The sequence below is a fragment of the Streptomyces sp. NPDC031497 genome (assembly GCF_055580905.1).
Genome location: NZ_JBVIKO010000034.1, coordinates 50,464 through 75,993, shown reverse-complemented (window position 1 = coordinate 75,993; position 25,530 = coordinate 50,464). Strand labels below are relative to the sequence as shown.

At 70.6% G+C, this 25,530-nt stretch carries 24 protein-coding genes, 1 tRNA gene and 1 pseudogene; 19 read left to right on the top strand and 7 right to left on the bottom strand.

All coding sequences use genetic code 11. The features are described 5' to 3' along the window. The first annotated feature begins 112 nt into the window (after window positions 1-112). The 3 genes from ACZ5K7_RS42870 to dapD all read left to right on the top strand — a co-directional run bounded on the left by ACZ5K7_RS42870 (window position 113) and on the right by dapD (window position 2,822). Window positions 113-718: an RNA polymerase sigma factor gene (locus tag ACZ5K7_RS42870; protein WP_351694854.1), complete on the top strand. Its 606-nt coding sequence runs from the start codon at window positions 113-115 to the stop codon at window positions 716-718. A gap of 2 nt (window positions 719-720) precedes the next feature. Then, a complete protein-coding gene (locus tag ACZ5K7_RS42865; protein WP_468922892.1) occupies window positions 721-1,698 on the top strand; it encodes a CU044_5270 family protein in 978 nt (325 codons plus the stop codon). 134 nt (window positions 1,699-1,832) lie between these two features. Further along, window positions 1,833-2,822 carry a 2,3,4,5-tetrahydropyridine-2,6-dicarboxylate N-succinyltransferase gene (dapD, locus tag ACZ5K7_RS42860; RefSeq protein WP_468922889.1) on the top strand — a complete coding sequence of 330 codons (990 nt, stop codon included), beginning with the start codon at window positions 1,833-1,835 and terminating at the stop codon, window positions 2,820-2,822. A 286-nt stretch (window positions 2,823-3,108) separates the two neighbouring features. On the opposite strand, the gene ACZ5K7_RS42855 is transcribed toward dapD, so the two are convergent. Continuing rightward, window positions 3,109-3,654, bottom strand: coding sequence for a GIY-YIG nuclease family protein (locus ACZ5K7_RS42855; RefSeq protein ID WP_468922886.1), 546 nt, complete (start codon window positions 3,652-3,654; stop codon window positions 3,109-3,111). 351 nt (window positions 3,655-4,005) lie between these two features. On the opposite strand from ACZ5K7_RS42855, the gene ACZ5K7_RS42850 reads away from it, so the two are divergent. Further along, entirely contained in the window at window positions 4,006-4,683 is a 678-nt protein-coding gene (locus ACZ5K7_RS42850; protein ID WP_468922883.1) for a hypothetical protein, read from the top strand. A 268-nt stretch (window positions 4,684-4,951) separates the two neighbouring features. Here ACZ5K7_RS42850 and ACZ5K7_RS42845 read toward each other — a convergent pair whose 3' ends face one another. After that, window positions 4,952-5,245, bottom strand: coding sequence for a hypothetical protein (locus ACZ5K7_RS42845; RefSeq protein WP_468922881.1), 294 nt, complete (start codon window positions 5,243-5,245; stop codon window positions 4,952-4,954). Window positions 5,246-5,448: 203 nt separating this feature from the next. Between ACZ5K7_RS42845 and ACZ5K7_RS42840 the strand changes: the two genes are divergently transcribed. Beyond that, window positions 5,449-6,057 (top strand): tyrosine-type recombinase/integrase, encoded by a 609-nt coding sequence (locus ACZ5K7_RS42840; protein WP_468922935.1) that lies wholly within the window; start codon window positions 5,449-5,451, stop codon window positions 6,055-6,057. Between the two features lie 89 nt (window positions 6,058-6,146). Here the strand turns inward: ACZ5K7_RS42840 and ACZ5K7_RS42835 are convergent, their stop codons facing one another. Continuing rightward, window positions 6,147-6,656, bottom strand: a complete 510-nt coding sequence (locus tag ACZ5K7_RS42835) for a hypothetical protein (protein ID WP_468922878.1) — start codon at window positions 6,654-6,656, stop codon at window positions 6,147-6,149. Window positions 6,657-6,796: 140 nt separating this feature from the next. On the opposite strand from ACZ5K7_RS42835, the gene ACZ5K7_RS42830 reads away from it, so the two are divergent. After that, window positions 6,797-7,357 (top strand): SigE family RNA polymerase sigma factor, encoded by a 561-nt coding sequence (locus ACZ5K7_RS42830; RefSeq protein WP_468922932.1) that lies wholly within the window; start codon window positions 6,797-6,799, stop codon window positions 7,355-7,357. Further along, on the top strand, window positions 7,354-8,571 hold the full coding sequence (locus ACZ5K7_RS42825) for a WD40 repeat domain-containing protein (protein ID WP_468922875.1): 1,218 nt from the start codon (window positions 7,354-7,356) through the stop codon (window positions 8,569-8,571). Before ACZ5K7_RS42830 ends, ACZ5K7_RS42825 begins: the two co-directional genes overlap by 4 nt. Here the strand turns inward: ACZ5K7_RS42825 and dapA are convergent, their stop codons facing one another. Further along, window positions 8,572-9,492, bottom strand: coding sequence for a 4-hydroxy-tetrahydrodipicolinate synthase (dapA, locus tag ACZ5K7_RS42820; protein WP_468922872.1), 921 nt, complete (start codon window positions 9,490-9,492; stop codon window positions 8,572-8,574). A 172-nt stretch (window positions 9,493-9,664) separates the two neighbouring features. Between dapA and ACZ5K7_RS42815 the strand changes: the two genes are divergently transcribed. From ACZ5K7_RS42815 to ACZ5K7_RS42795, 5 genes and pseudogenes are all read left to right on the top strand, one after another. Further along, a complete protein-coding gene (locus tag ACZ5K7_RS42815) occupies window positions 9,665-9,802 on the top strand; it encodes a hypothetical protein (protein ID WP_382531781.1) in 138 nt (45 codons plus the stop codon). After that, window positions 9,799-10,482, top strand: coding sequence for a hypothetical protein (locus tag ACZ5K7_RS42810; RefSeq protein ID WP_468922869.1), 684 nt, complete (start codon window positions 9,799-9,801; stop codon window positions 10,480-10,482). The genes ACZ5K7_RS42815 and ACZ5K7_RS42810 overlap by 4 nt, the downstream gene beginning before the upstream one ends. A 95-nt stretch (window positions 10,483-10,577) precedes the next feature. Next, the gene (locus ACZ5K7_RS42805) at window positions 10,578-11,093 is read left to right on the top strand and encodes a circumsporozoite protein (RefSeq protein WP_351694838.1); all 516 of its coding nucleotides are present in this window, start codon (window positions 10,578-10,580) and stop codon (window positions 11,091-11,093) included. 86 nt (window positions 11,094-11,179) lie between these two features. Continuing rightward, on the top strand, window positions 11,180-11,899 hold the full coding sequence (locus ACZ5K7_RS42800) for a helix-turn-helix domain-containing protein (RefSeq protein ID WP_468922866.1): 720 nt from the start codon (window positions 11,180-11,182) through the stop codon (window positions 11,897-11,899). A gap of 17 nt (window positions 11,900-11,916) precedes the next feature. Then, a pseudogene (locus ACZ5K7_RS42795) lies at window positions 11,917-12,653 on the top strand (SRPBCC family protein). A 10-nt stretch (window positions 12,654-12,663) separates the two neighbouring features. On the opposite strand, the gene ACZ5K7_RS42790 reads toward ACZ5K7_RS42795, so the two are convergent. After that, complete coding sequence (locus tag ACZ5K7_RS42790; protein ID WP_468922863.1) at window positions 12,664-14,490, bottom strand: endonuclease/exonuclease/phosphatase family protein; 1,827 nt, start codon at window positions 14,488-14,490, stop codon at window positions 12,664-12,666. 308 nt (window positions 14,491-14,798) lie between these two features. Between ACZ5K7_RS42790 and ACZ5K7_RS42785 the strand changes: the two genes are divergently transcribed. The 6 genes from ACZ5K7_RS42785 to ACZ5K7_RS42760 all read left to right on the top strand — a co-directional run bounded on the left by ACZ5K7_RS42785 (window position 14,799) and on the right by ACZ5K7_RS42760 (window position 21,809). After that, on the top strand, window positions 14,799-16,229 hold the full coding sequence (locus ACZ5K7_RS42785) for a hypothetical protein (RefSeq protein WP_468922860.1): 1,431 nt from the start codon (window positions 14,799-14,801) through the stop codon (window positions 16,227-16,229). 299 nt (window positions 16,230-16,528) lie between these two features. Next, window positions 16,529-17,977, top strand: coding sequence for an alkaline phosphatase PhoX (locus tag ACZ5K7_RS42780; protein WP_468922857.1), 1,449 nt, complete (start codon window positions 16,529-16,531; stop codon window positions 17,975-17,977). Window positions 17,978-18,025: 48 nt separating this feature from the next. Then, window positions 18,026-18,095: transfer RNA gene (locus tag ACZ5K7_RS42775), tRNA-Ser, on the top strand. A 334-nt stretch (window positions 18,096-18,429) separates the two neighbouring features. Beyond that, the gene (locus ACZ5K7_RS42770) at window positions 18,430-20,019 is read left to right on the top strand and encodes a TROVE domain-containing protein (protein WP_468922854.1); all 1,590 of its coding nucleotides are present in this window, start codon (window positions 18,430-18,432) and stop codon (window positions 20,017-20,019) included. 106 nt (window positions 20,020-20,125) lie between these two features. Next, window positions 20,126-20,779 (top strand): GntR family transcriptional regulator, encoded by a 654-nt coding sequence (locus ACZ5K7_RS42765; protein ID WP_468922851.1) that lies wholly within the window; start codon window positions 20,126-20,128, stop codon window positions 20,777-20,779. Between the two features lie 22 nt (window positions 20,780-20,801). Beyond that, window positions 20,802-21,809 carry a 1-aminocyclopropane-1-carboxylate deaminase gene (locus tag ACZ5K7_RS42760; RefSeq protein WP_351694822.1) on the top strand — a complete coding sequence of 336 codons (1,008 nt, stop codon included), beginning with the start codon at window positions 20,802-20,804 and terminating at the stop codon, window positions 21,807-21,809. A 267-nt stretch (window positions 21,810-22,076) separates the two neighbouring features. Here the strand turns inward: ACZ5K7_RS42760 and ACZ5K7_RS42755 are convergent, their stop codons facing one another. Continuing rightward, complete coding sequence (locus ACZ5K7_RS42755) at window positions 22,077-23,516, bottom strand: MFS transporter (RefSeq protein WP_468922848.1); 1,440 nt, start codon at window positions 23,514-23,516, stop codon at window positions 22,077-22,079. Window positions 23,517-23,668: 152 nt separating this feature from the next. Here ACZ5K7_RS42755 and ACZ5K7_RS42750 point away from each other — a divergent pair, with 152 nt between their 5' ends. Further along, complete coding sequence (locus tag ACZ5K7_RS42750) at window positions 23,669-24,235, top strand: TetR/AcrR family transcriptional regulator (RefSeq protein ID WP_351694818.1); 567 nt, start codon at window positions 23,669-23,671, stop codon at window positions 24,233-24,235. A gap of 48 nt (window positions 24,236-24,283) precedes the next feature. Here the strand turns inward: ACZ5K7_RS42750 and ACZ5K7_RS42745 are convergent, their stop codons facing one another. Next, window positions 24,284-25,477: a TerD family protein gene (locus tag ACZ5K7_RS42745; protein WP_450971774.1), complete on the bottom strand. Its 1,194-nt coding sequence runs from the start codon at window positions 25,475-25,477 to the stop codon at window positions 24,284-24,286. Window positions 25,478-25,530 lie beyond the last annotated feature (53 nt).

Genomic DNA, 25,530 nt, shown 5'->3' with positions numbered 1-25,530 from the left:
CGCGTCTGCCGTTCCCCTTCCCGGCGAGTCGGCCGAGGCACCGTGAACCCTCCGGCGGGCATCGGGGAACAGGGGGCGACACACACGCACCGACGAACCAGGGGGAGCCCTCGTGAGCGGACCGCCGCCGGCCACGGCACAGGCGGGGGACGACGCGGAGACCGTCGCCCAGTCACTGGAGCAACCGGAGCTCTTCGCCCGGCTCTACGATCGCTACGCGCCCGACATCCACCGGTACGCGGCGCGCAGGCTCGGCGACACCGCGGCCGACGACATCACCGCCGACACCTTCCTCGTCGCCTTCCGGATCCGCTCCCGCTACGACCTCGCACGCCCCAACGCGCGCCCGTGGCTCTACGGCATAGCGGGCAACCTGATCGGCAAGCAACGCCGGGCCGAGGTACGGGCACTCAAGGCGCTGGCCCGCACCGGGCACGACCCGGTCGCCGCGTCCTGGAGCGAGTCCTGGGTCGAGCACACCGACAACCGGATCGACGCGCAGGGCCCGCTCGCCGGCGCCCTCGCCGCACTGACGGCGGGCGACCGGCACGTCCTGCTCCTCGTCGCCTGGGCCGACCTCACCTACCAGGAGGTCGCCGAGGCACTGGACATCCCGGTCGGCACGGTCCGCTCCCGGCTCAACCGGGCCCGGCGCAAGGTACGTACGGCGCTGGGCGCCGATCCGGCATTCGTGGGCGACACCGCGGAGGTGGCATAGCGATGGACGAGATGACCGAGGTGCGCGCGCTGCGTGCCCACGCGCCGGTACCGGACCGGGCCCGGCTGGCGGCGGGACGCGATCGGCTGACCGACGCGGCACGGGAGCGCCGCCCGGCCCGGTGGCGGCGGCGGGAGTTCGCAGTCGTCGTCGCGGTCGTCGCCGCGGTGACCGCCGTCGCCGTCACGGCGGCCCTGCTGGCCGGCGGGGCCGGCACCGGACGCCGGGTGCAGCCCGCGACGCCGGACATCGACCTGAAGGGGCTGAGCGCGCGCGACTTCCTGGAGCGGGCGGCCGACGCGCTGGACAGGGAGCCGGCGGGAACCGAACCCACCGGGAAGCAGTGGATCTACACGCACGTGGTGTCGACCCCCGGCGATGAGACGAGCGAGCGCTGGGCCCGCTACGACGGCGAACTGCGGGCCCGTTACGAGACGGCCGACGGTCGCAGGCTCACCGTCGAACCGGCACGTCCGGGGGGCGAGAAGCTGGACGTCTACGACTCGCCGCGTGCCGTGTACCGTTTCGTGGCCACGCTGCCGGCCGACGGCGAGGGGACGTTGCGGGCACTCCGTGCCTGGAACGCCCTCAGCGACGACGGGCTGAAGGGGCCTGGAGGCCAGGCGTGGGACGACTACATGGAGGTCAGCACCCTCCTCCGGTACCGCTTCATGCCGCCCGCGGGGCAGGCCTCGCTGTACCGCGCCCTCGCGCTGCTGGTCAAAGGGGACGTCGCCAACCACCTGGTCGGCACGGTCACCGGCCGCAAGGCCGTCGCCGTGGCCAACTACTTCGTCGTGGAAGACCCGCAACTGCCCCCGTACAGGACCGGGCGCCTGCCCAGCATGGTGCAACAGGTACTGATCGACCCCCGGACCTACCACGTCGTGGGCTGGCGCCAGTTTATGGCCGGCAAGGTCGTCGACAGCGAGGAATTGATCACGATGGCGGTGGTGGACAAGGCCGGCGAGCGTCCCTGACGCCACCGCCGGATCCGGGACGGCCCGCACCGCAGGGGAGTTGCGGGCCGCTCGGACGATCTTCACGGCCCGGCTGCCGAGACGCCCCGCACGCTGGTTCGCCTCCCCGGCCCCCGGCCGGTTAGGTTGCCCTCATGACCGACACGACTGCTCTTCGTCCCACCGGCGCCGTGGCCGCCGGGCTCGCCACCATCGCCGCCGACGGCACCGTTCTCGACACCTGGTTCCCCGCTCCCGCGCTGGTCGCCGAGCCCGGCCCGGCCGGCACCGAGACGCTCTCCGCCGAGCAGGCCGTGGAACTCCTCGGCGAGGGAGCGGCCAAGGCGATCGGCCCGGACCCCCGCCGCAACGTCGAGGTCCTCGCGGTCCGCACGGTCATCGCCTCGATCGACGAGAAGCCGATCGACGCGCACGACGTCTACCTGCGTCTGCACCTGCTCTCGCACCGCCTGGTCAAGCCGCACGGCCTGAGCCTGGAGGGCCAGTTCGGCTTCCTCGCCAACGTCGCCTGGACCTCCCTCGGCCCGGTCGCTGTCGACGAGATCGAGCAGGTCCGGCTGAACGCCCGCGCCGAGGGCCTGCACCTCCAGGTGACCTCGATCGACAAGTTCCCGCGGATGACGGACTACGTCGTCCCGAAGGGCGTGCGCATCGCCGACGCCGACCGGGTACGCCTCGGTGCGCACCTCTCCGAGGGCACGACCGTCATGCACGAGGGCTTCGTCAACTTCAACGCCGGAACGCTCGGCACCTCGATGGTCGAGGGCCGTATCTCGGCCGGTGTCGTGGTCGGCAACGGCTCGGACATCGGCGGCGGCGCCTCCACCATGGGCACGCTGTCCGGCGGCGGCAACGTGATCATCGCCATCGGCGAGCGCTGCCTGGTCGGCGCCGAGGCGGGCGTCGGCATCGCGCTCGGCGACGAGTGCGTGGTCGAGGCCGGCCTGTACGTCACCGCGGGCACCCGGGTCACCATGCCCGACGGCCAGATCGTCAAGGCCCGCGAGCTGAGCGGCGCCTCCAACATCCTCTTCCGCCGCAACTCGGTCACCGGCGCGGTCGAGGCCCGCCCGAACAACGCGGTCTGGGACGGCCTGAACGAGATCCTGCACAGCCACAACTGACCCACGGCGGCCGTGACGTGCGGCCGCCTAATCGATCACCGCTCTGACCTGCTGCTGAGCTGTCGGCAGTTGTCGACGTTGGTCATCATTGAGCGCCCTTCCACGGCCCCAGGACGACCCGGGAGGGCGCTCATGCGTTGGTGACATCCGCCTTGTAAGTTCGATCGCAGCGCGGTGCCGCGTGCAGGAACGGGGTCCGCTGGTCGCTCGCCGATCCGGCTGTGGCCGCTGCGGTGCGCCATCGTTCGCCGCGGTTGATGTCAGCTGGTGATGTCAGCCCAACGGGCTATGCGCTGACGGCCAACTCCCGTGCTCGCTGGCGGGCTTGGGATCTCAGTTCCTTGAGGCGGCTGTGGAACCGGTTGTGGCGGTTCTGGTCGAGGTTCAGAGGCAGGTCGAGTTGAGAGATGAGCTCCGACTCCATGGTCCACGGTTCGTCACGCTCGATCCAGCACACTCGGGCGTTCTCTGCCATCCACTGACTGAGGGTGGCTTCCCCGGCCTTGCCGAAGGTCATGCGCTTCCCGCTGCCTACGCGACGCAGCTCAATCCCGAGCAGGCAACCGAGGGTGAGGCGAAGCGTTGATCCGGCCGCGTTGCCCCGGTAGTGATACCGCACGCGCTTGCGCAGGTTCTGCGTGCTGGTCCGGTTCGCCATGTACCGCGGGGCTATACCGACGTAGAGCAGGCGCCCGGCATCGAGGTCTGGGCAGGGAGCCTTCTCGAAGTGCCACCCGTAGACCCCGGCCGCCGCCGGCACCGGACTGGGACGCAACAAGACCTCCTGCGCCGACCACAGCCGATCCGGTTCGGTGAGAGCAGCATGGACCACGGAGCCTCCAAGGTCGGCAAAGACTATTGGCCGCAGGCTACTGACTGACTGACTGATTACGTGGGCCCCAGCCGCAGACCGGACACCGCGGCTTTGTAAGGGCGGCCGCACGGGGCGGCGAAGGTACGCAGGTCACCCTGGGATCGGAGAGCCCCCAGCTCGGCGGCGCTTCTCGACTGCGGTGAACCGTCGTTGACCGTGGCTGACCCCTGCATCTGGCACGGCTGTGGCACGCACTTCTGTGCCGAAAACGCCGGCGAGTCGTTCCATGCTCTGGCTGGGTGTTCGTTGTGCTGGCCAAATGGAGCAACGCAGCGGGCCGAGGAATGCGATCGTGGCCAGGGTAGGAGCATGATCGACAGTGATGAGGGGGCGACGTCGTCCCGGAGAAGTCGTTTCGATGCCGTGCACAAGTGGACTGCTACAGCAGCCGGGGTCGCCGCCCTAGCTCTTTCACTCTATAACTTCGCTCAACTCCAAAAGAAGCCCGAAATCGATGTAGCACTTCCTCATCTCTTGCGTATCGGGTTTGAGGGGAAGGACACCCATTTCTACATCCAGCCGACAGTGTCCACCAGGGTCAAAACTCAGGATGTCGAGGTCATCCGTGATGCGCGCTTCCAACTCACTCCCACTGGCTCGATTGCGCCTTCGAAGAAGCCGGTTTTCTACTGGAAAGAGGTCGGCACGTGGGACTTCGACCCCGCTGCCGAATGGCTCTCGTATAAATGGTCTGGCGACCCCGCCCCATTCCTGGTCAGTCAGGACAAACCCCAGCAGCCGATTTTTTTGTTCCAGGCTGACAACTGGAGCTTCCAGCCCGGCCGGTATGAGGGATCGCTTCAGTTGAGCCGGTCCGGGAACCTTAATCCATTGACCGAGAATTTCTGTCTGATTATTTCAGACAAAGCCGCTAATGAAATCCGCAGTGGAGCAAACCAACGGGGGATCTATTTTTTCCGCAACGACCTGCCCAAGTTCACCTCGTCCAACAAATATTCAGACTGCTACGTAAGGGAAACGGACTAAAGTGCTGGCCAGCCACCAGTTACGGCATACACTTCGAGTGAGGCCGGGCCGACGGGTCGTGGGCCCCTGTTTCGAAAAATGCTTCCCCCAGACACCTGGAGAGAAGAAGTCGACCAGGACTTGCGGCCTGACGAACTCTGTTAAAACAGTTCGCAACTGTTCTGATTCTGTGGCATTGGCCGCATTCTCGCCAATCGCAAGAATAATCATCAAATGTTTTTTGTCGTGGCGATTGAAACGCTGATCGGCAAGTGCGAGCCCCGACTCCCTAATTCCACTCCGCCGGCTCACCGTCGGGGATCTGATAGTAAGACAGGAATGCGAGAGGTGGGTTTTCCGTAGCCCTACCGGCGAACCCGAAGAGGACAGGCGCTGCAGGTTCAATCTCGGTTTCCGGAAAGCGCACTGATTGAACTTTTTGAGTATGCATTCTCAGGCGGCGAAAATCACTGTCGATCGGCCACTGGACGGTGAAAATCCTAATATTGTTACGCACGTCCAGTTCATAGAGAAGCGAACCGATGAGCCGCTCCGTCTCATCTTCAAGCTCATCGGATTCCATCGGCCGCCCAAATGACTTTCATGCTGTGGCTGAACTTGGGCCTGGAGTGGTATCTGCCACCACTTGCGAGAGCGTGACAAGCAGGCGAGGTGGAAGAAATTTCAATGCATGCGTCATGCCCAACCAGATGGATCGGCATCGCGCAAGGTCAAGCCGTGGTCCGTCGACCGCGTCATGGCCATGCATGAGGCGGTGCCGGATGTCTGGGGGCAGGCTGCGGACTTCGGCAGGGCGAGATCTTCGGGCTCGCCCTTGAGGACGTCGACTTTCTCGGCGGAACGGTTCGCGTCGTCCGGCAGACCAGACTCATCCGGGGCGTACAGGCGATCTACGGCCCGCCCAAGGGCGGCAAGGAGCGTCACGTGCCGCTTCCCGAGACGGTCTCCTTCACGCTGGCGGCACACATCACGAAGCACCCGCCGGTAGAGGTCACGTTGCCTTGGAAGACCCCTGACGGCCCACCGGTCACGGCGTCGCCGTTGTTCGTCAACGCCCGGAGTCAATCTCTCCACCGGTTCCGCTTCAACCGGTCCATATGGCGTCCGGCGCTGACTTCCGCCGGCGTACCCCTCGGCCGCGAGAACGGCATGCACGCCCTCCGCCACTTCTACGCCTCTGTACTCCTGGACGCGGGGGAGAGCATCAAAGCCCTGAGCGAGTACCTCGGTCACCACGACCCAAGCTTCACACTCCGGACGTACACGCACCTGATGCCGAACAGCGAGGCACACACTCGGGCCGCCGTCGACCAGGTCTTCCGAGACCCGGAGAGCACCGGAGACGGCCCCGATACGGCCCACCGGGCAAGCTGACCCTTGACCTGCGTCGCAATCAGAACAGCCACAACTGACCCACCCGGTTCTCGGGAAGAGCGCTCTCCGGCTCCGGGGCGGGAGGGCGCTCAGCCGTCCTGTGGCAGGGACCCCCGGAACTCCGTCAGCGCGGCGAAGTCGCCCTCCCGCAGACCGATCCGGGGATCGACGTGGTGCAGCAGGGCGGGGCCGGGGTGGTGGGTGCGGACGTACCGCGTGTCCGCCGGGCTCTGCTCGTCGTCCACCCAGGCGAACGGCCGCCCCTCGGCGTACGCCACGATCGCCTCCGTCTTCCAGTGGACCCCGTCCGGCCGCTCCGCCAGCAGGCCCCGACCGAAGTCGACGTAGGGCAGCTCGGGCAGGCCGACGACCGGGGCGATCCAGTGGTTCGCCTCGGCCATCCAGGTGGTCGCCCAGCACAGGTCGTAGCCGAGGGCGAGCAGCCCGGGGCCGTGGGACGGGTTCAGCCACACCCGCAGGGGGTGCCCGGGGCGGACGGTCGCCCGGATCGTCGTATAGCCCTCGGGGCGCCGCTCGGGCTGCGCCGCGTACGGGTTGAGGGGGCCGTCGACGTCCAGGAACAGCAGAGGGCGGCTCACGGGGCCAACGTACGGCAGCGTGCGCGCAGAGCGCGGGTGAATATTCTCGCGCCGGACAGGCATAGTGGCGCCGCTCCGCACGCGTCACCACGGGTACAGGGCCCGGACACGAGGTGGGCCCGGGGGAAGAGAAGGTGACGATGGATGCGGAACTGGACGAGAGCTTCCGGGAGTTCGTGGACGGCCGGTCCTCGGCGCTGCTGAGGACCGCCGTGCTGCTCGCCGGCGGCGACCGCCACGCGGCCGAGGACCTGCTGCAGAACGCCCTGATCAAGGCGGCGGGCCGCTGGCACCGCATCGACGAGCCCGAGGCCTATGTCCGGCAGGTCCTCTACCGGCAGCAGATCGGCCGCTGGCGCCTGAAGTGGCGCCGGCGTGAACTCAGCGTCGCCGAACTCCCGGAGAGCCCGCCGGCCCCCGACACCGCGTCCGCCGCCGAACTGCGCCTCGTCCTGCGGACAGCCCTGTCCCGGCTCACCGCCCGCCAGCGGACCGTGCTGGTCCTGCGCTACTTCGAGGACCTGCCGGAGGCCGACGTGGCCGGGCTGCTCGGCTGCTCCGTCGGCACCGTACGGTCCACCACTCATCGCTCCCTGGCCCGGCTGCGCACCCTCGCACCCGAACTGGCCGCCCTCGACCCGGATCCCGGCCGCGCACAGCCGCCGTCCCGTGACTACTCGCCCGTGGAGGTGCGGCCGTGAACGTCGAGGAACTCCTCCGAGACGCCCTGCGCGAACAGGCCGCCGAACAGCCGTCGGCGGGACCGGGCTTCGCCGACCGGGTGCTGACCGTCCGCAGGCGCCGCCGTACCCGCAGGCTCGCCGCCGTGGCCGCCGCGACGACCGCCGCGGTCGCCGTCGCGTTGGCGGTGCCGTTGCTGGACTCCGGGAAGAGTGATGTGCGTCCGTCCGGGGTCGTGCAGCAAAACGGGATCACCGGCCACCCGGACCAGTCACCGCCGCGCGAGCTCATCGCGGCCGGTCAGACGGCGCTCGCCGCGTACTACACCTGGCGAACGGTGCCGCAGACGGACGACAAGGGCATCGGCGTCCGCACGTACCGGCTGCTCGACCCGGGGACCGGCACCTACGTGAAGGACTCCCGGTGGTCCTTCGTCGTCGTCGCGCCGGGTCTGCGGACGGCCGCCGTGCTGGAGCAGACGCTGCCCGTCCGCCGGATCGGCCTGCTCGACCTCGCGACGAGGAAGGTCGAGCGGTGGATCCCGGTCGAGCACGGGGTCGGCGGACTCACCTTCTCGTACGACGGGACCAGGCTGCTGGCGACGACGTACGACGAGAACCCCGATGCGCGCGCCAAGGTCCAGAACGCCAAGGGCGGCTGGGACTGGGGACCCGCGTTCGCCACGTCCAGCCGGACCGGTTTCTACGACCTCGACGTGACCTCCGGCAAGGGCACCTGGACCGGGGTCGCGTCCGACCGCGACACCCCCACGCGCGGGGACTTTTCCTACAGCCGCACCGGCGGTCAGGTGTACGCGCAGGTCATCGGCGACCGGGACGGGAAGCAGCAGTTCTACGACCTCGACGGCGGCCGGATCGCCGCCCCGGCGGACGAGCGGTACCTGCGTACGGACGTCGATGCACGGCTGTCCCCGAACGGCCGGCTCGCCGCGCTCGGTCTGACCAAGGAGGTCGCCCCCGGGAAGTCGTACTCCTCGATCCGCGACCCCCGCACCGGCAAGGAGATCACCAAGGTGCGCGGCGGCGACCTGCTCGCCTGGGCCGACGACCGGCGGCTCATCGCCTGGGAGCGGGCCAGCGGCCTGGACGAGCCGTACCGGGCCAGGCTCGTGCTGGTGACGATCGGCAGCGACAAGATCGTGCCGCTGAGCGGGGTCCAGAAGCAGATGTACGACTACCTCAAGGCGTGGCAGCCCGTCTTCGCCCGCCGCTGATCAGCCGGCCGCGAGCTCCTCGTACACCGCCCGCAGCCCGTCGGCAGCCTCCCGGCCGGCGGGCCGCAGCGGCGCCCGCACCGGTCCCGCCGGACGGCCGAGCGCGGTCAGCAGCGCCTTCGACGTGACCGTGCCCGGCAGCCCCGCGGCCGTCATCGCCTCGATCAACGGCGTGGCCCGCAGCTGCAGTTCGGCGGCGCGAGCGGTGTCCCCGGCGTCGAACGCGTCCAGGATCGCCGCGATGCGGGACGGGACGACATTGGCCACCGTGCTCACACAGCCCGCCGCGCCCACCGCGTACAGGGCGAGGATGTGCTCGTCGCAGCCCGTGTAGTAGGCCAGTCCCGTGCGCGCCAGCACCTTCTGGGCGCCGAGGAAGTCGTACGAGCAGTCCTTGACCGCCACGATCCGGGGGTGCGCGGCGAGCCGGATCAGCGTCTCCGGCTCGATACGGGTCCCGGTGCGGCCCGGGATGTCGTACAGCATGACCGGCAGCCCGCTCGCCTCCGCCACTTCCAGGAAGTGCGCCTCCAGCGCGTCCTGCGGCGGCCTGCTGTAGTACGGCGACACCACCAGGACGCCGTCCGCGCCCGCCTTCTCGGCCGCGCGCGTGAGTTCGACGGTGTGCAGGGTGTCCGCGGTGCCCACGCCCGCCACGACGGAGGCGCGCTCGCCCACCGCCTCCCGGACGGCCGTGATCAACTCCGCCTTCTCCGTGTCCGTGGTGGTCGGCGACTCTCCCGTGGTGCCGTTCAGCACCAGACCGTCACAGCCCTCCGCCACCAGCCGCGCGGCCAGCCACCGGGCGCCGTCGAGGTCGAGCGCCCCCGCCCGGGTGAACGGCGTGACCATCGCGCAGAGGGTGCGGCCGAAGGGGCGGGGAGGGCGGGGCGAGCGGACGGTGTCGTGTGGGTTCGTCATGGGGGTAGTCTCGGCAGCTCGACAGCTTAGCTCCACTTAATTCTTCTACGACATATATCTTAGAAACGCTAAGTTATCGCTCTCTCGGGACGCCGAGGCCCTATGTCCAACTCGGCCCCTCATGGGCCACTATGGGCCGGACGGTCACCGACGGCAGGTCATGGGAGGCGTCATGAAGCTCGGCAGGGCACTGGCCACCGGGGTCGCTCAGGAGCGGCCGCTCGTCCACGACGAAGAACCCGAGATCCCCGAAGAGAGCCACGAGCCCCAGACCGTGTCGGTGCCCGAAGAGGCCCCGGCCGCCCGATGAGGCTGCGGCTCCCGGCGGAACGCCCGACGGAGCCGCCGACCGGCTACAAGATCGCCCACCCGGTGCTGTCCCAGGACGGCGCCCGGGCCGGGTTCACCGGCGTGTCGCTGGGCGGCGCGCTGCCGTACGGCGTGCTGGACGACGCGTCCTGCGTCTACGGCCGACGGCACCGCCCGCCCGCGCGGCTGTGCGACTGCGGCTTTCACTGCGTGCACGGACGCGACGCCGCCGAGGCCCTGCTGTGCACCGCCGAGCACCGGGCGGCCGTGCTGCTGGAGGTCTCCGTGCTCGGCGCCTACATCCGCTTCGAACGCGGCTTCCGCTACGCCCGGCAGCGGGTGCGCACGGCCACCGTCGGCCCGTGCGCCTGCGGCGCGCCGGCCGTGGCGCTCGCCGACGCGGGCTGGGGCAGGCCCGGTTGGCGCGCCCTGGCGGCCGCCTGCGGGGGCTGTGTACGCGCGCGTACGTCCGTCTCGCTCGCCGGGTTCGCCCGGCTGGCCGGAGAGGGGCTGCGGGTGGCCGCCGGGGTCGCGGGGGCGGTCGCCGCCGAGCCGGTACCGGTGCCCGGCGAGGGCTTCGGGGTGCCCGAACTGGTCGCGGAGGCGGCCCTGTTGCAGGCCCGCCTCGACTGGTTCCAGAGCCAGCTCGCGCGGCTCGGTGAGCGAGGGGAACGGGGCTGACGGACCGGTCGCCCCGCCTGACCGTCGGCGACCTGGGTACTCGGAAGGTCCGAGGGCACAAGCGGACGCCGACGAGACCTGGAGAGGCAGTACCGATGACGAAGAGGACCGCACACGGAACGGGGGCCCGAATCGCCGACACCGCGGGCTCCTTGGCGGCCAAGGCCGACCTCAAGGGACGCACCCAGGCCCGCGCCGCCGATCTCAAGGACAAGGCCGGCGCCCTGACCGTCCAGCTGCGCCAGACGGCCACCCGGGCCGGCCATCAGGCCCAGGGCCGGGCGGCGAAGGGCGGCCACACGACCCAGGAGCACATGGCGAAGGCGCGGCACACGCTGTTGGAGCGGGCGCTCAGGACTGGACACGCCGTCCAGGAGCAGGCGTTCCGGACCGGACACGCCGTCCAGGAGCGGGCGGGACGGGCGGGCCATCTGGCGTCCGAAAAGGCCGTCGAGGCGAGCCACGCCGCCGAGGGACGCGTCCCTCGGTCCGCGCGCACGGCCCTCCGAGGGGCGCAGCGGCACGCCCGCCCGGTGCTGGTCGCGGGCGCCGCCCTCGCCGTCGCCGGTGCCGCCGCCATGGGCGCCCGTCGCCGGGGCCGGCGCGACTGAAACCGGCCCAGGGGCCTTCACTCCACCGTCCCACCGAAAGTCTGAACCGTCTGGACAAAAAAAGTTTTCGGTGAGACGGTGGAGCCATGCTGGACGTGACCGTGATCGAGGACCCCGAGGCCGCGGCGGTGTCGCTGGACCCCATACGGGCCAGGCTGCTCGCCGAACTGGCCGCCGCACCCGCGTCGGCCGCGATGCTGGCCGGCAAGGTCGGGCTGCCCCGGCAGAAGGTGAATTATCACCTCAAGGCGCTGGAGCGGCACGGCCTGGTCGAACTGGCCGGGGAGCGGCGCAAGGGCAATGTCAACGAACGCCTGATGCGCGCGACCGCCGCGTCGTACGTCATCTCGCCGGCCGCCCTGCCCGCCGTACAGCCGGACCCGGACCGCTTCCGCGACCAGCTCTCCGCACGCTGGCTGCTCGCGCTCGGCGCCCGCCTGGTGCGCGACGTCGGCACGCTGATCAACGGTGCCGCCAAGGCCCGCAGGCAGCTGGCGACCTACGCGCTGGACGGCGAGGTGCGCTTCGCCTCCGCCGCCGACCGCGCGGCGTTCGTGCAGGAGCTGACGGCGGGCGTGAGCGCGCTCATCCGCAAGTACGACACACCCGACACGGCGGACGGCCGGGACCACCGGATCGTCGTCGCCCTCCACCCCACGGTCAAGGCCGACCCCCAGCCGACGGCGGACACCCGCCCGACGGCGGAGACTCACCCGACGACCGTGCACCCCACGGCCGAGACCCGTCCGGCGGCCGAGGGCCGGCCCGGGGTCTCGGACCGGACCACCCCCGAACTGGATCAGTAGGCAGCAGGAGCCCCGACATGTCCAAGGAATTCGAGATGCCCGCGAGTTCGAGGTCGACGCCACGCCCCAGGAGGTGTGGGAGGCGATCACCAACGCCTCCGGCGCCTACCTGTGGCCGATGGAGCCGCCCGAGCCCCGGGTGGGCGGCGCGGCGGCCTTCGGCTCGACCGTGACCGCCTACGAGCCCCCGCACCACCTGATCGTCCGCAGTGAGAACGTCGGCTTCCCGGTCCAGAGCGTCAACCAGCTGGAGCACGTCATCGAGCCGCGGGACGGCGGCCGCCGGGCCTGGGTGCGCTATGTGCACAGCGGGATCTTCACCGACGACTGGGACAACCAGTACGACGGCGCGAGCCGGCACACCGACTTCTATCTGCACACGCTGCGCGAGTACCTGGTCCACTTCGCGCCCCGCCCGGTCACCTTCGCACAGCTCAACGGCCCCGAGGCGGCCCAGGCGCCGGACGCCTTCGACGCCGTGGGCCGCGCCCTGGGCCTGCCGGACGACCTGGCAGAGGGCGCGAAGGCGAGTGTCCGGGGGCCCGGCGGGCGGACCCTGGAGGCGGTGGTCGACTACCGCAACCCGTACTTCATCGGGCTGCGCACCGACGACGCCCTCGTCCGGTTCTTCGGACGCAACCACTGGGGCGCCCCGGTCGGCATCAGCATCCACGACTTCGCGCCGGACGCCGACGCCCAGGCCAACGAGAACGCCTGGCAGGGCTGGCTGGACGGGGTGTTCAGCCAGCCCTGAAACGAGGGCCTCAGGGGCGGAAGCGCAGCACCTGCGGGTCGTGGTCGCTGATCTGGTCGTGGAACTCCGAGTTGACGTGCACGCTGTCGTACTCGAAGTCGCCGTCGCGGCGGATCTCCTTGCTGATCAGGATCTGGTCCAGGACCTGCTCGTTGCCCTGGTAGTCGTAGGTGTAGCGCTCCTTCGTCGGCAGCGACTGGATCGCCGACCAGAGCGCCCCGTGGCTCTCCAGGATCTTGGTGGTGCCGGAGAAGTCGAAGTCGTTCATGTCGCCGAGCGCGATGACGTTCGCGTCCTTCTGGACGTCGAGGATGCTCTTGACGAACGCGTTGACCAGCGTCGCCTGCGCGTGGCGCTGGACCTCCGAGCTGCGCGCCACCGGCTGGTACTGCGCGGTCAGGCCCTGGTCGCCGCCCTTGGAGTTCAGGTGGTTGGCGATCACGAAGACCGTCTTGCCACGGAACACGAACTCGCCGGCCAGCGGCTTGCGGCTGGACGTCCAGGCGGAGTTCGCCGGGTCGACCCGGCCGGGGGAGGCGGTCAGCTGGGCCTCGCCGTGCACCTTGGTGACGCCCACCGCGGTGGTGGAGTCGCCGCCCGCGCGGTCGACGAAGGACACCCGCTCGGGGTTGAAGAGGAAGACCTGGCGGATGTTGCCACCGGGCTCGCCGCCGTCCTGGTCGTTGACCGGGTTGACGGAACGCCAGTCGTACTTCGGGCCGCCGGCCGCGACGATCGCGTCGATCAGCTTGTTCACCGTCACGTCGGCGGCGACCGTGCCGTCGTCCGTCGCGCCGTTGTTGTCCTGGATCTCCTCCAGGGACACGATGTCGGGCGACTGGAGGTTGTTCACGATCGCGGCGGCGTGCGCGGCGAAGGTGCCGTCGGAGGGGTCGAGGTTCTCGACGTTGTACGTGGCGACGGCCAGCTCGCTCTTCGACTGCTTCTTCGTCGTCTCGCGCTGCAGGCCGCCGCTCTTCAGCGTGCCCAGCCGGCTCGCGACGAGGGTGTAGCCGCCGAACTGGTTGTAGTCCATCGGGCCGGTCGTGGCGCCGGTCAGCGTGTCGCCGACGTTGGCCACCGGGAAGTCGGCGGTCGAGCCCAGCGACTGGATCTGGAGGCGGCCGGTGTTCTGGTCGTCGTAGGAGCGGTACAGCGTGCCGCCGCGGACGGTGCGGTTCTCGTGCGGCTTCACCGTGACCCACAGCTCGGCGTACGGGTCGGTGGCGGTGACCACGCGGGTGTCGCGGACCTGGACGTTCATGCCCTCCAAGGACTCGTAGTAGTCCAGGGCGTACTTCTTCGGCTGGAGCGTCAGGCCGTTGATCGAACCGGCCGCGGCCGTGTCACCCGCCGGGGTGTACTTGGCCGGCACCGACTTCTTGTCGATCACGACCGGCGCCGGGACCGCGTTGCCGGTGGAGACCGTGGTGACCGTCGGCTTGGTGATCTCGGTCAGCGACTGGTTGCCGGTGGAGGCGCCGCCCGGGACGTACTCGGAGACCGTGCCGGTGACCGTGACGGAGTCACCGACCGCGACCTTCGGGGTGGAGCTGGTGAAGACGAAGACGCCCTCACTGGTGGCGGGGTCGGCGTCCGGCGTCGGGTCCTGGAGCCAGAAACCCCGCGAGGAGCCGTAGGTGCGCGTGGCCGTGACGATGCCGGGGACGTCCGTCACCTTCTGGCCCGCGTACGGCGATATGCGCGTGGCGCCCTGGACGTCGTGGATGCGCAGCCCGTCGGCCTGGGCGGGCGAGGTGAGGGCGACGGTGGACGCCGCGCTGCAGACGGCGGCGACGGTGAGCGCGGCGAGACGCGCGGAAGACCTGCTCGGCAAGGAAATCCCTCCGGGGACATAAACGGTGCCGGGACGAGGGTGCGTCATGGAGTGGGCATGACACGCGTAGACAAGGAGTGCACACTTGTCCCCCCTGATTTCTACGCGCGTCAATCTCGTCCTTGCGCAGGGGAGTTGTCAAGGTTTCGGCCATGTACGGAGCCCGGCGAGGAGATGAACCGGGCGGCATGGGTCGAAATCCGTCTAGGCTGAGCGGCTGAGGCGTACGGCGTCCCGATGGTCGTACGGCCGTCGTACGGAGTCCATGTCGTCGTACGACCGTAGAGGCGTCCGAGGAGAACCACCCGATGTCAGACAGCTCCCCCCTGCCGCCGGTGCGGTTGCGTCCCGAAGCGGAGCTGGCACGCGCCGCGCTGGCCACGCCGCTGCTCTCCCGGGCCGCCCGGCTCGCCCGCTGGGCCGGCCCCGACACCCGCGTCGACGCAGGTGGCGGACTGGCCGAGGAGCAGCTCCCGGCCGCCCTCGAGCTGCTCGGGCTCACCGGGGACGACGCCGCCGCGTACGCCGCCGAGGCTTGGCGGGTCGCCCTGGACACCGGGCTCGTCGAGATCGTCGACGAGGAGGCCGGGACCGTGGCCGCGGGGGAGGAGCTGGCGCTGCTCACCGGGGGCTCGCCGCACGACGTCCTCGCGGTCTGGCTGGCCGCCCTGGAGGCCGTGATCGGCGACGCGAGCGTGCCCGACCTGGACGGAATTGTCGACGCGCTCGGCGAGGGCGGCGAGGTCGATTTCTCGTCACTCGGGTGGGACCCCGAGGCGGAGGGGGAATTCCTCGACGGCGTCCTCGGCAACCTGTACCTGCTGACGGTGAGCGAAGGCGGTCCCGGCGAGGCGCCGGTGCCGCTGCCCGCGCTCGCCGCGTCGATGATCGTCCCCAGCGACATGGGGGAGCCGACCAACGACGTCCTCGAGCAGGTCTCCGACGCGATGATGCGGCTCGACGACCAGTTCCGGATGCTGGAGCCGGTCGGACTCGTCGCGTACCAGCCGGTCGACGAGGCGCTCATGGCCGACGCCGAGGAGGAGCCGGCGGCGGGGCCGGTCGACGAGAGCGACGTCAGCCGGTACGGCATGGTGCGGCTCACCCCGCTCGGCGCGTACGGGCTGCGGGCGCGGCTGCTGGAGGCCGGGTTCGAGGCGCCGGCGGTCGGGGAGCTCGCCGACAAGGGCGCGGACGCGCTGCTCGACGGTATGGCCGCGTTTCCGCAGGCAGCCGCGCAGGCGGAGACCGAGCAGTGGCTGGCGCGCCGCGAATCCCTCGCCGCCGCCGAGGAGTTGCTGGCCGCCGCGCGTGGCGAGGACGCGGGCGCGCCACTGCGCCGGCTGCGCTGCCAGCAGGCGCTGTCCCTGGTCGGCACCGAGGCCGAGCCGGCGCTCCGCGAGGTCCTCGACGACCCCGAACTGGGCGGCCTGGCCAGGGTCTGGCTGACCGAGCGCGGCGCCGCCGACGTGCCGGCGCCCTCGCCGGACATGATCTTCTGGCTGACCATCGACACGGTCGCCGCCCAGCTGGCCGCCGAAGGGAACTCCGAGGAACTGCAGGCCCTGGTCGAGGGGCTGGCCCAGCAGCACGCCGGATTCTTCGCCGAGGCCTGGCGGGTCGACCACCCGGACACGGCCGACGTCCTGGAGGCGATGGGACGCCTGCACCCGGACAAGAAGGTCGCGAAGGAGGCCCGGAAGGCGGCGTTCAAGGCGCGGTCGCAGCACGGGGGGTAGCGGCTGAAGGGGCGGGGCCGCGCGGGGGATAGCGGCCGAAGGGGCGGGGCCGCGCGGGGGTCGGGCACCGCCGGACGCTTCGTGTGCGGCTGAGCGCCGTCGCGGCGGAAGAGAAGATCCCAGGCGGCCGGTTCTTGGGTGTGGCTTTTGGTGGCCGTGGGGCGGCACATACGGATTCATGGAACACACGAAGCGGATGTCGCCCTGAGTTCAGGCGGAGTTCAGATGTGGCCGGGAGCGTGTGCGCCGACTTGAGGTCCGCCACCCTCCACGGCACTTCGACCGTCACAGGAGACACCATGTCGCTCACCCGCAGGGACTTCGCCAGGAAATCCGCGATCACCGGTGCCGGTGTCGCGCTGGCGGGCAGCGTCGGCGCCCTCGCCACCGCCCCGAACGCCCTCGCCTCCACCGAGACCGAGGCGTCCGACGCGGCCGAGTCGGGGCACGGACACGGCAGCGTCGGCTACGGGCCGCTGCTCCCCGACCCCGACGGCATCCTCGCCCTCCCCGCCGGCTTCAAGTACCGCGTCATCACCTACAGCGGCAAGACCCGGCTGGAGTCCGGCGAGTTCACCCCCTCCAACCACGACGGCACCTCCACCTTCGACGGCCCCCGCGGCGCCACCCTCCTCGTCAACAACCACGAGCTGGCCGGACCCCGCGCCAACTGGACCCACCCGGTGCCGCTCACCGAGGGCCTCGTCTACGACCCCGCGGCCGCCGGCGGCTGCACGGTCGTCGAGGTACGCCACGACAAGGTCGCCGAGTGGGTCGGCATCGCCGGCACCGCCACCAACTGCGCGGGCGGCAACACCCCTTGGGGCACCTGGCTCACCTGCGAGGAGACCGAGGACAAGGCCGGCACCAACGGCTTCACCAAGGACCACGGCTATGTCTTCGAGGTCGACCCCGAGGACCGCCGGGCCAACCGGGACCCCAAGCCGATCAAGGCGCTGGGCCGGTACGCGCACGAGGCCGTCGTCGTCGACCCCAAGCGCGGCCACCTGTACCTGACGGAGGACGCCTCCAACCCGAACGGCCTGCTCTACCGCTGGACCCCGCCCGAGCACTTCCACCACGGCCGCGGCCGGCTGCGCACCCTCGCCGACGACGCGGGCACGCTCCAGGCCTTCAAGTGCTTCGACTCCGGCGGCGTCTTCGTCGACGACCTCTCCCGCGCCACGAAGATCGGCACGGTGTACGGCGTCGACTGGGCGGACGTCCCGGACCGCGACGCGAGGACCACCTCGGTCCGCAAGCAGTTCACCGCCGGCCAGGTCACCCGCGCCCGCAAGCTGGAGGGCATGTGGTGGGGCGACGGGGGCGTGTACATCGTCTCCTCATACGCCCGTGCGGAGAGCCCCGTCCAGCACGACGGCGCCGTCTGGTTCTACGACCCCAAGCGCCGCACCCTCACCCTGAAGGTCCTCATCGGCGTCAACCCGGACCCGTCCGTGGACGGCGCCTTCGACGGCCCGGACAACATCACCGTCTCCCCGTACGGCGGCCTGGTCATCGCCGAGGACGGCGAGGGCATCCAGCACCTGTTCGGCGCCACCGACAGCGGCCGCACCTACCCGATCGCCCGCAACGAACTGAACGCCGGCACCGAAGAGGAGCCGGAATACAGCGAGTTCACCGGCGTCACCTTCTCGCCCGACGGCAAGACCCTGTACGCGAACATCCAGACGCCGGGCATCATGCTCGCGATCACGGGGCCCTGGAAGCGGCAGAAGCGCGGGTAGTTAATTCGCTCGCTCGATCCGCGGCCCGCCTCTTAAAGTGATGAACGTCCAGGTGCGAAGGCAGGACTTACTTCCACTCTAAATGGGGAGGCCGCGGGTTCGAGTCCCGCCACCGGTACGACGTGCCGGTGTAGCTCAGGGGCTAGAGCACCTATGTCGGTTCCGCCGGCCATGAACTCTGGACACCAAAAACTTCATGCACCTCCCGGTGCGTGCGTTCTGATCTCGGGAGGCGCAGCTCATGGTGGGTGTCCGGTGCGCAGGCAGCGGATACTTCGGGGACTGGTGGGGGAAATCCCTCATGCGGGTTCGAATCCCGTCATCGACCCGGCGTCGATGTGGCGGAACGGAAGACGCGCCAGTTTATAAGCAACCGCAGTCGACTTCGACCTCGGACACCCTCCTTCTGCTGTGCCTCCTCCGAAACTCCAATGAATTCGGGGGAATTCACCATGGCGCGATTCAACACCAAGGCGGCCCGGGCGCAGCCCACTTCGCGGGTCACCTCGACCGGACGCGTGCTCCGCACCTACCAGGGCGGGCGCGGCCAGGAGCGGGACACGCGCTCCGAGCTCTTTCTGCTCGCCGTCGCCAACTTCGTCTCGCAGGAGACCTTCTACGAGACCGGCGCCGACCGCGACGACCGGTACGCGAAGCTCGTGCGCGAGCTCGCCGTCACCGACCCGGCTTGGACCGCCGGCCTGCTCGGCTGGCTGCGCTGCGAGGGCAACATGCGGACCGCCTCCCTCGTGGGCGCCGCCGAGTACGTGCACGCACGCCTGACCGCGGGTGCCACCGAGGGCCCCTCGAACCGGCAGGTCGTCGCCTCCGTTCTCCAGCGGCCCGACGAGCCCGGCGAACTGCTCGCCTACTGGACGGCGACCTACGGCCGTGCCGTCCCCAAGCCCGTCAAGCGGGGGATCGCCGATGCCGTACGGCGCCTCTACCACGGCAGGTCGCTGCTCAAGTACGACACCGCGTCCAAGGGTTACCGCTTCGGCGACATCCTCAACCTGGTGCACGCGGCGCCGGACCCGGACAAGCCGTGGCAGGGCGAGCTGTTCCAGTACGCACTGGACCGGCGGCACCACCCGGACACGGCCGTACCGCCCGCGTCGAGCCCGGTGCTCGCCGCGCACCGCGAGCTGATGGCGCTGCCCGTCGCCCGGCGGCGTGCGGTCGTCACCGAGCCCGGTGGCGCCGAGCGGCTCGCGGCGGCCGGCCTCACCTGGGAGGCGCTGGCCGGATGGCTCCAGGGGCCGATGGACAAGGCGGCCTGGGAGGCCGTGATCCCCTCCATGGGGGCCATGGCGCTCATCCGCAACCTGCGGAACTTCGACGAGGCGGGGGTCTCCGACGAGGTCGCCGCACAGGTGGCGGCCCGGATCAGCGATCCGGCGGAGGTGGCGCGGTCGCGGCAGTTCCCGTTCCGGTACCTCGCCGCATACCAGCACGCCCCGTCGCTGCGCTGGTCCTACCCGCTGGAGCGGGCGCTCGGCCACTCGTTGGCCAACGTGCCCGCGCTGCCGGGGCGGACGCTGGTGCTCGTCGACCGTTCGGGTTCGATGTTCTACTCGCGGCTGTCCGAGCGCTCGGAACTCAACCGGGCCGACGCGGCGGCGATCTTCGGTACGGCGCTCGCGCTGCGGGCGGCGGACGCGGACCTCGTCGAGTTCGGTACGACGAGCAAGCGGCTGGGCTTCGAGCAGGGCGAGTCGGTGCTGAAGATCCTCGGCCGCTTCGGCGACCTGGGCGGCACCGACACCACCTCGGCGATCCGCTCGCATTACCGGGGACAGGACCGGGTGCTGATCGTCACCGACGAGCAGTACACCTACCACCGGCACGGCGACCCGACCCAGCAGGTCCCGGCGCACATTCCGGTCTACACCTGGAACCTGGCCGGCTACCGGGCGGGCCACGGCCCGTCCGGGACGGCGGGCCGGCACACCTTCGGCGGCCTGTCGGACGCGGCCTTCCGGATGGTGCCGCTGCTGGAGGCGGCCCGGGACGCCGACTGGCCGTGGGCGGCGGCGGCCTGAGCGCCGCTCCTCGATCGTGACCCGCACCTTCACGGGGGGTGCGGGTCACACCCCTGCCCGCCGCACCCTTGCCCGCACCCGCCTTTGATATCTAACATTTCAGTTCATGGAGAGCCTGCGCCCCCTGCCCCGCACCCTGCTCCGCGACCGCGCCTACGCGGCCATCCGCGATGCCATCGTCGCCGGGGAGATCGAACCCGGTGCGGTGGTGCGGGACGCCGAGTTCGCGGAGCGGCTCGGGCTGTCCCGGGCGCCGGTGCGGGAGGCGTTCGCCCGGCTGGTCGACGAGGGGCTCCTGGAGAGCAAACCGCAGAGCTACACCCGGGTCACCCCGGTCGTGGCCGCCGACGTACGGGACGCGGCGGCCGTGGTCGGCGCCATGCACGAACTGGCCACCCGGGCCGCCGTACCCCGGCTGCGGGACGCCGACCTCGACGTGATGCGCGCGGCCAACGACCGGTTCGCCGCCGCCGTGGGCGCCGGTGACGTGGACGCGGCCCTGCGCGCCGACGACGAGCTGCACGACGTCCTGATCCGGGCGGCCGGCAACCGCGCGGCCGCCGCCACCGTCGCCCGCTACACCCCGCTGATCCGCCGCCTGGAGCGCCGTCGCTTCGGCGAGGGCGGCTCCTGCCGTTCGGCAGGCCTGCACGAACGGCTCATCGAGGCATGCGCGGACGGCGACACGGAGGCGGCTCTCCGGATCACGGCCGCCATCTGGCACACCCTCGCAGACCTGGTCGACGACACCACCGACTGACCGCCCCGCCGGGAGGCACCCCATGTCCCTTTCCTCATACGACCGTTACCCCCTCCTCTTCGGCCCCTCGCCCGTGCATCCGCTGGAGCGGCTCACCGCCCACCTCGGCGGTGCCGCGCTGTGGGCCAAGCGGGAGGACTGCAACTCCGGGATCGCGTACGGCGGGAACAAGACGCGCAAGCTGGAGTACCTGGTGGCGGACGCGCTCGCCAAGGGCTGCGACACGCTCGTCTCCATCGGCGGGGTGCAGTCCAACCACACCCGCCAGGTCGCCGCCGTCGCCGCCCGCGCCGGGCTCAAGTGCGTCCTGGTGCAGGAGAGCTGGGTCGAGTGGCCGGACTCCGTGTACGACAAGGTCGGCAACATCCTGATCAGCAGGCTGGCCGGGGCCGACGTACGTCTCGTCCGGGCCGGGTTCGGGATCGGGTTCAAGGAGAGCTGGGAAGGGGCACTGCGCGAGGTCGAGGAGTCCGGCGGCAGGCCCTACGCCATCCCGGCCGGCGCCTCCGACCATCCGCTCGGCGGGCTCGGCTTCGCCAACTGGGCGTACGAGGTCGCCGAGCAGGAGGAGCAGCTGGGCGTCTTCTTCGACACGGTGATCGTCTGCTCGGTGACCGGGTCGACGCAGGCCGGCATGGTCGCCGGGTTCGCCGCGCTGGAAGAGGCGGGCGGCCGCGAGCGCCGGGTCATCGGCATCGACGCCTCGGCCAAGCCCGCCGAGACCCGTGAACAGGTGGCCCGGATAGCCCGGCGCACCGGCGAACTCATCGGGGTCAAGGGTGAGTTGACCGTGGAGCTGGACGACCGCTACCACGCCGGCATCTACGGCATCCCGGACGACACCACCCTGGAGGCCATGCGCCTCGCCGCCCGCACCGAGGGCATGGTCACCGACCCGGTGTACGAGGGCAAGTCGATGGCCGGGATGGTCGACCTGGTCGAGCGGGGCGAGATCGCCGCCGACGCCACGGTGCTCTACGCCCACCTGGGCGGCCAGCCGGCACTGAACGCGTACAGCGCTTTGTTCTAGACGGTTTGTCGACCGTCCGGCCGGTGCGCGCCGGTTGTCGACTACGGGTGCGTTGTGGCTGGTCGCGCAGTTCCCCGCGGCCCTGACGGGGCGCTGTCGGAATCGGGGCGATATTGATCTGAGCGGGTCCGGCGAAGTCCGCTGCGGCTCGGCAGCGCCCTGCAGGGGCGCGGGGCTGTATCGACATGCGGCTCCGCCGCGCGGGCGCGACCAGCCACGACGGCGCCGCACCCGAGGCGGCATATCGCGGCAGTTCCAGCGGAGCGCTCAGGCTCCCTGCCGCCGCGGACTCGTGATCACGAACGCCGTCACCAGCAGCGCGGCGACCGCGACCAGCGCGCCGATACCGAAGGCACGGGACGCGCCGTGGGTGAGGATCTCGGCCGGAGTGCCGGTCGCGTGCCTGGTCACCGTGCCGTACACGGTGACCAGGACGGCGAGTCCGAGGGTGCCGCCCAGCCACTGCAGCGTCTGCAGCAGGCCGGAGGCGGCGCCGGCCTCCCGGGACTCGATGCGGGCCAGGATGGTCGCGTTGAGCGGCATGAAGCTCAGGCCGATGCCCGCGCCCAGCAACAGCAGCGGGCCGAGCAGCCCGGTGACGTACCCGTCGCCGGGCCGCAGTCGCCACAGCCAGCCGGCGGCGACGACCAGCAGGGTGATGCCGGTGAGCAGCACCGGCTTGGCCCCGGAGCGGGCCAGCAGCCGCGGCACCAGACGCACCGTCGTGAACATCGCCAGGGTCATCGGCAGGAACGCCAACCCGGCGCGCAACGGGCTGTATTCCAGGGCCTGCTGGCAGACGAGGGTGAGGAAGTAGAAGGCGCCGAACATGCCCGCGGGCAGCAGCATGATGGTGAGATAGCCGCCCGCCCGGTCGCGGTCGGCGAACAGCCGCAGCGGCATGACCGGCTGGTCGGCCCGGGACTCGACCAGGGTGAAGCCGAGGAGCAGCGCGACCGCGCAGCCGAAGCCGGACAGTGCCTGGGTGTCGGACCAGCCCGCCTCGGAGACCCGGATGAACGCGTAGACGAGGGAGGTCATCCCGGCCGTCCCGGTCAGCGCGCCCGCCAGGTCGAAGCGGCCCGCGTGGCGCGGGGTCTCGGCGACGAAGCGGGGCAGGGCCAGGAACAGGGCGATGCCGATGGGAACGTTGATGAGCAGGGCCCAGCGCCAGGACGCCCACGAGGTGAGCATGCCGCCCAGGACCAGGCCCACGGAGCTGCCGATGCCGGCCATGGAGGAGTAGATGCTCAGGGCGTGGTTGCGGCGTGGACCCTGGGGGAAGTTGGTGGTGATCAGGGCCAGGGTGCTGGGGGCGACGAGTGCCGCGCCGACGCCCTGCAGCGCGCGTGCCGTGAGCAGCCAGCCGCCCTCCGTGGCGACCCCGCCGAGGAGCGAGGTCAGTGCGAACAGCAGCGCTCCGGCGCCGAGCGTGCGACGGCGGCCGAGGATGTCGCCGACCCGCCCGCCGAGCAGTAACAGGCCGCCGAAGGTGAGGGTGTAGGCGTTGAGCACCCAGGACAGGCCGGTCCGGCTGAACCCCAGGTCCTGCTGGATGTCGGGCAGCGCGACGTTGACGACGGTGGAGTCGACGCCGACCATCAGGTAGGCGGTGACGATGACGAGAAGGGCGGAACCGAGCCTGGCGGGGTGCGGAGGGGCCGATGGGGTGTCGGCCGCGGTGGACGGGCTGGACGGGGCGGACATGAGGTTCTCCCGGTCTGTACGTCCCCGGCGCGGGCATGGTGAAGTACGGGCAGGCCGACTGCCCGTGGAGCACACGGCGATAAGTGGGGACTGTCTCCGTTTGGTGTTCGATAAGATACGGAGAGAGTCCCCGGTTCGCAAGGAGTAACTGGATGACGCAGGTCAGGCCCATGCGTGCGGATGCCCGCCGCAACTACGAGCGACTGCTGAAGGTGGCCGCCGAGGCCTTCGCCGAGCACGGGGAGAACGCGTCGCTGGATGACATCGCCAAGCGGGCGGGCGTCGGCTCCGGCACGCTCTACCGGCACTTCCCGACGCGGCAGGCGCTGCTGGAGGCCGCGTTCGTGGGCCGGCTGGAGGGGCTGGCGGCGTTGGCCGACGAGTTCGCCGCGGAACTGCCGCCGAGCGCGGCGCTGACGGAGTGGCTGAACGAACTGTGCGTCGCCACCATCCAGGTACGCGGCCTGAAGGCGCTGCTGGGCTCGGCGGTCACGGACGGCAGCTCGGCCGCGGTCACCGCTTGCGGCACCACGGTCCGCGGTGCGGCGACCCGGCTGGTGGAGGCGGCGAAGGCGGAGGGCACCCTGCGCCCGGACATCGAGCCGATCGAACTCCTGCGCCTGGCACACGGACTGGCCACGGCATCGGAACTGGCCAACGGGCAGGGCAAGGAGATCCGGCGGTATCTGTCGCTGCTCACGGAGGGGTTGCGGCCGTAGTGCCCACGGCCGCGCGCTCCTCCCCGGATCCGCGTGAGCGAGCCTTCGTCAGAGTGCCTGTGCCCCCGGCTTCACCATGTTCCGTACCGTCCGGGCCTTCACGAACTCGCCCAGTGCGGTCATGTCCCACTCGCCGGAGAACTGGCGGACCAGCTTGGCCATCATCACGCCGGTCTGCGCCTCGGCGCTGGTGAGGTCGAAGCGGACCAGTTCCTCGCCGGTCGCCGCGTCCAGGAGGCGGCAGTAGGCCTTGGCGACCTCCGTGAACTTCTGGCCGGAGAAGGAGTTGACGGTGAAGACCAGACCGGTGACCTCCGGGGGGATCCGGCCGAGGTCGACCACGATCACCTCGTCGTCGCCGCCTCCCTCACCGGTGAGGTTGTCGCCGGAGTGCTTGATCGCGCCGTTGAGGATGGAGAGCTTGCCGAAGTAGCAGCTGTCGACGTGGTCGCGCTGCGGGCCGTAGGCGATGACCGAGGCGTCCAGGTCGATGTCCTTGCCGTGGAACGCCGGCTCCCAGCCCAGGCCCATGTGGACCAGGGAGAGCAGCGGACTGCCGCCCTTGACCAGGGACACGGTCTGGTTCTTCTGGAGGCTGACCCTGCCCTTGTCGAGGTTGATCTTCCCGGCGCCCGGGGCCGGCGCAGCGGGCGGCGCGGCGGGCGCGGGCGGGGCCACGACCGGGGGAGCCGTCGGCTGCGGGGCCGCCGCCTGGGCAGCGGTCGGCTGGGGGGCCGGGGCCGCCGCCGGTTCCTCGACTGTCACGCCGAAGTCGGTGGCGATGCCGGCCAGCCCGTTCGCGTACCCCTGGCCGACCGCGCGGGCCTTCCACGCGCCGTTGCGCAGGTAGATCTCGACGACCACCAGGGCCGTCTCACTGCCCAGCTGCGGCGGCGTGAACGTGCCCAGCACCGAGCCGTCGTCCGCGTTGCGGATCGTCGCCGTCGGCTCGATGCCCTGGAAGGTCTGACCTGCGGCGTCGGGGCTCGCGGTGACGACGATCTTCTCGATGCCCGGGGGTACGGCGGCCGTGTCGACGGTGATCGCGTCCGCGGACGTACCGCCGCCGGAGCGGTACGTCACACCCGGGCCGCTGGGTTGGTTGTAGAAGATGAAGTCGTCGTCGGAGCGCACCTTGCCGTCGCCGGTGAGCAGCAGGCCCGACACGTCGAGCCGCACCGGGGCGGCGACGTCCACCGCCACCCGGGAGACGGGGAGAGGGATGTTCGAGCCAGGGGTCATAGCTGTCATGCCCCGTGAACGAACGACCCCGCTTTACCGTTCCCTTACCGTCG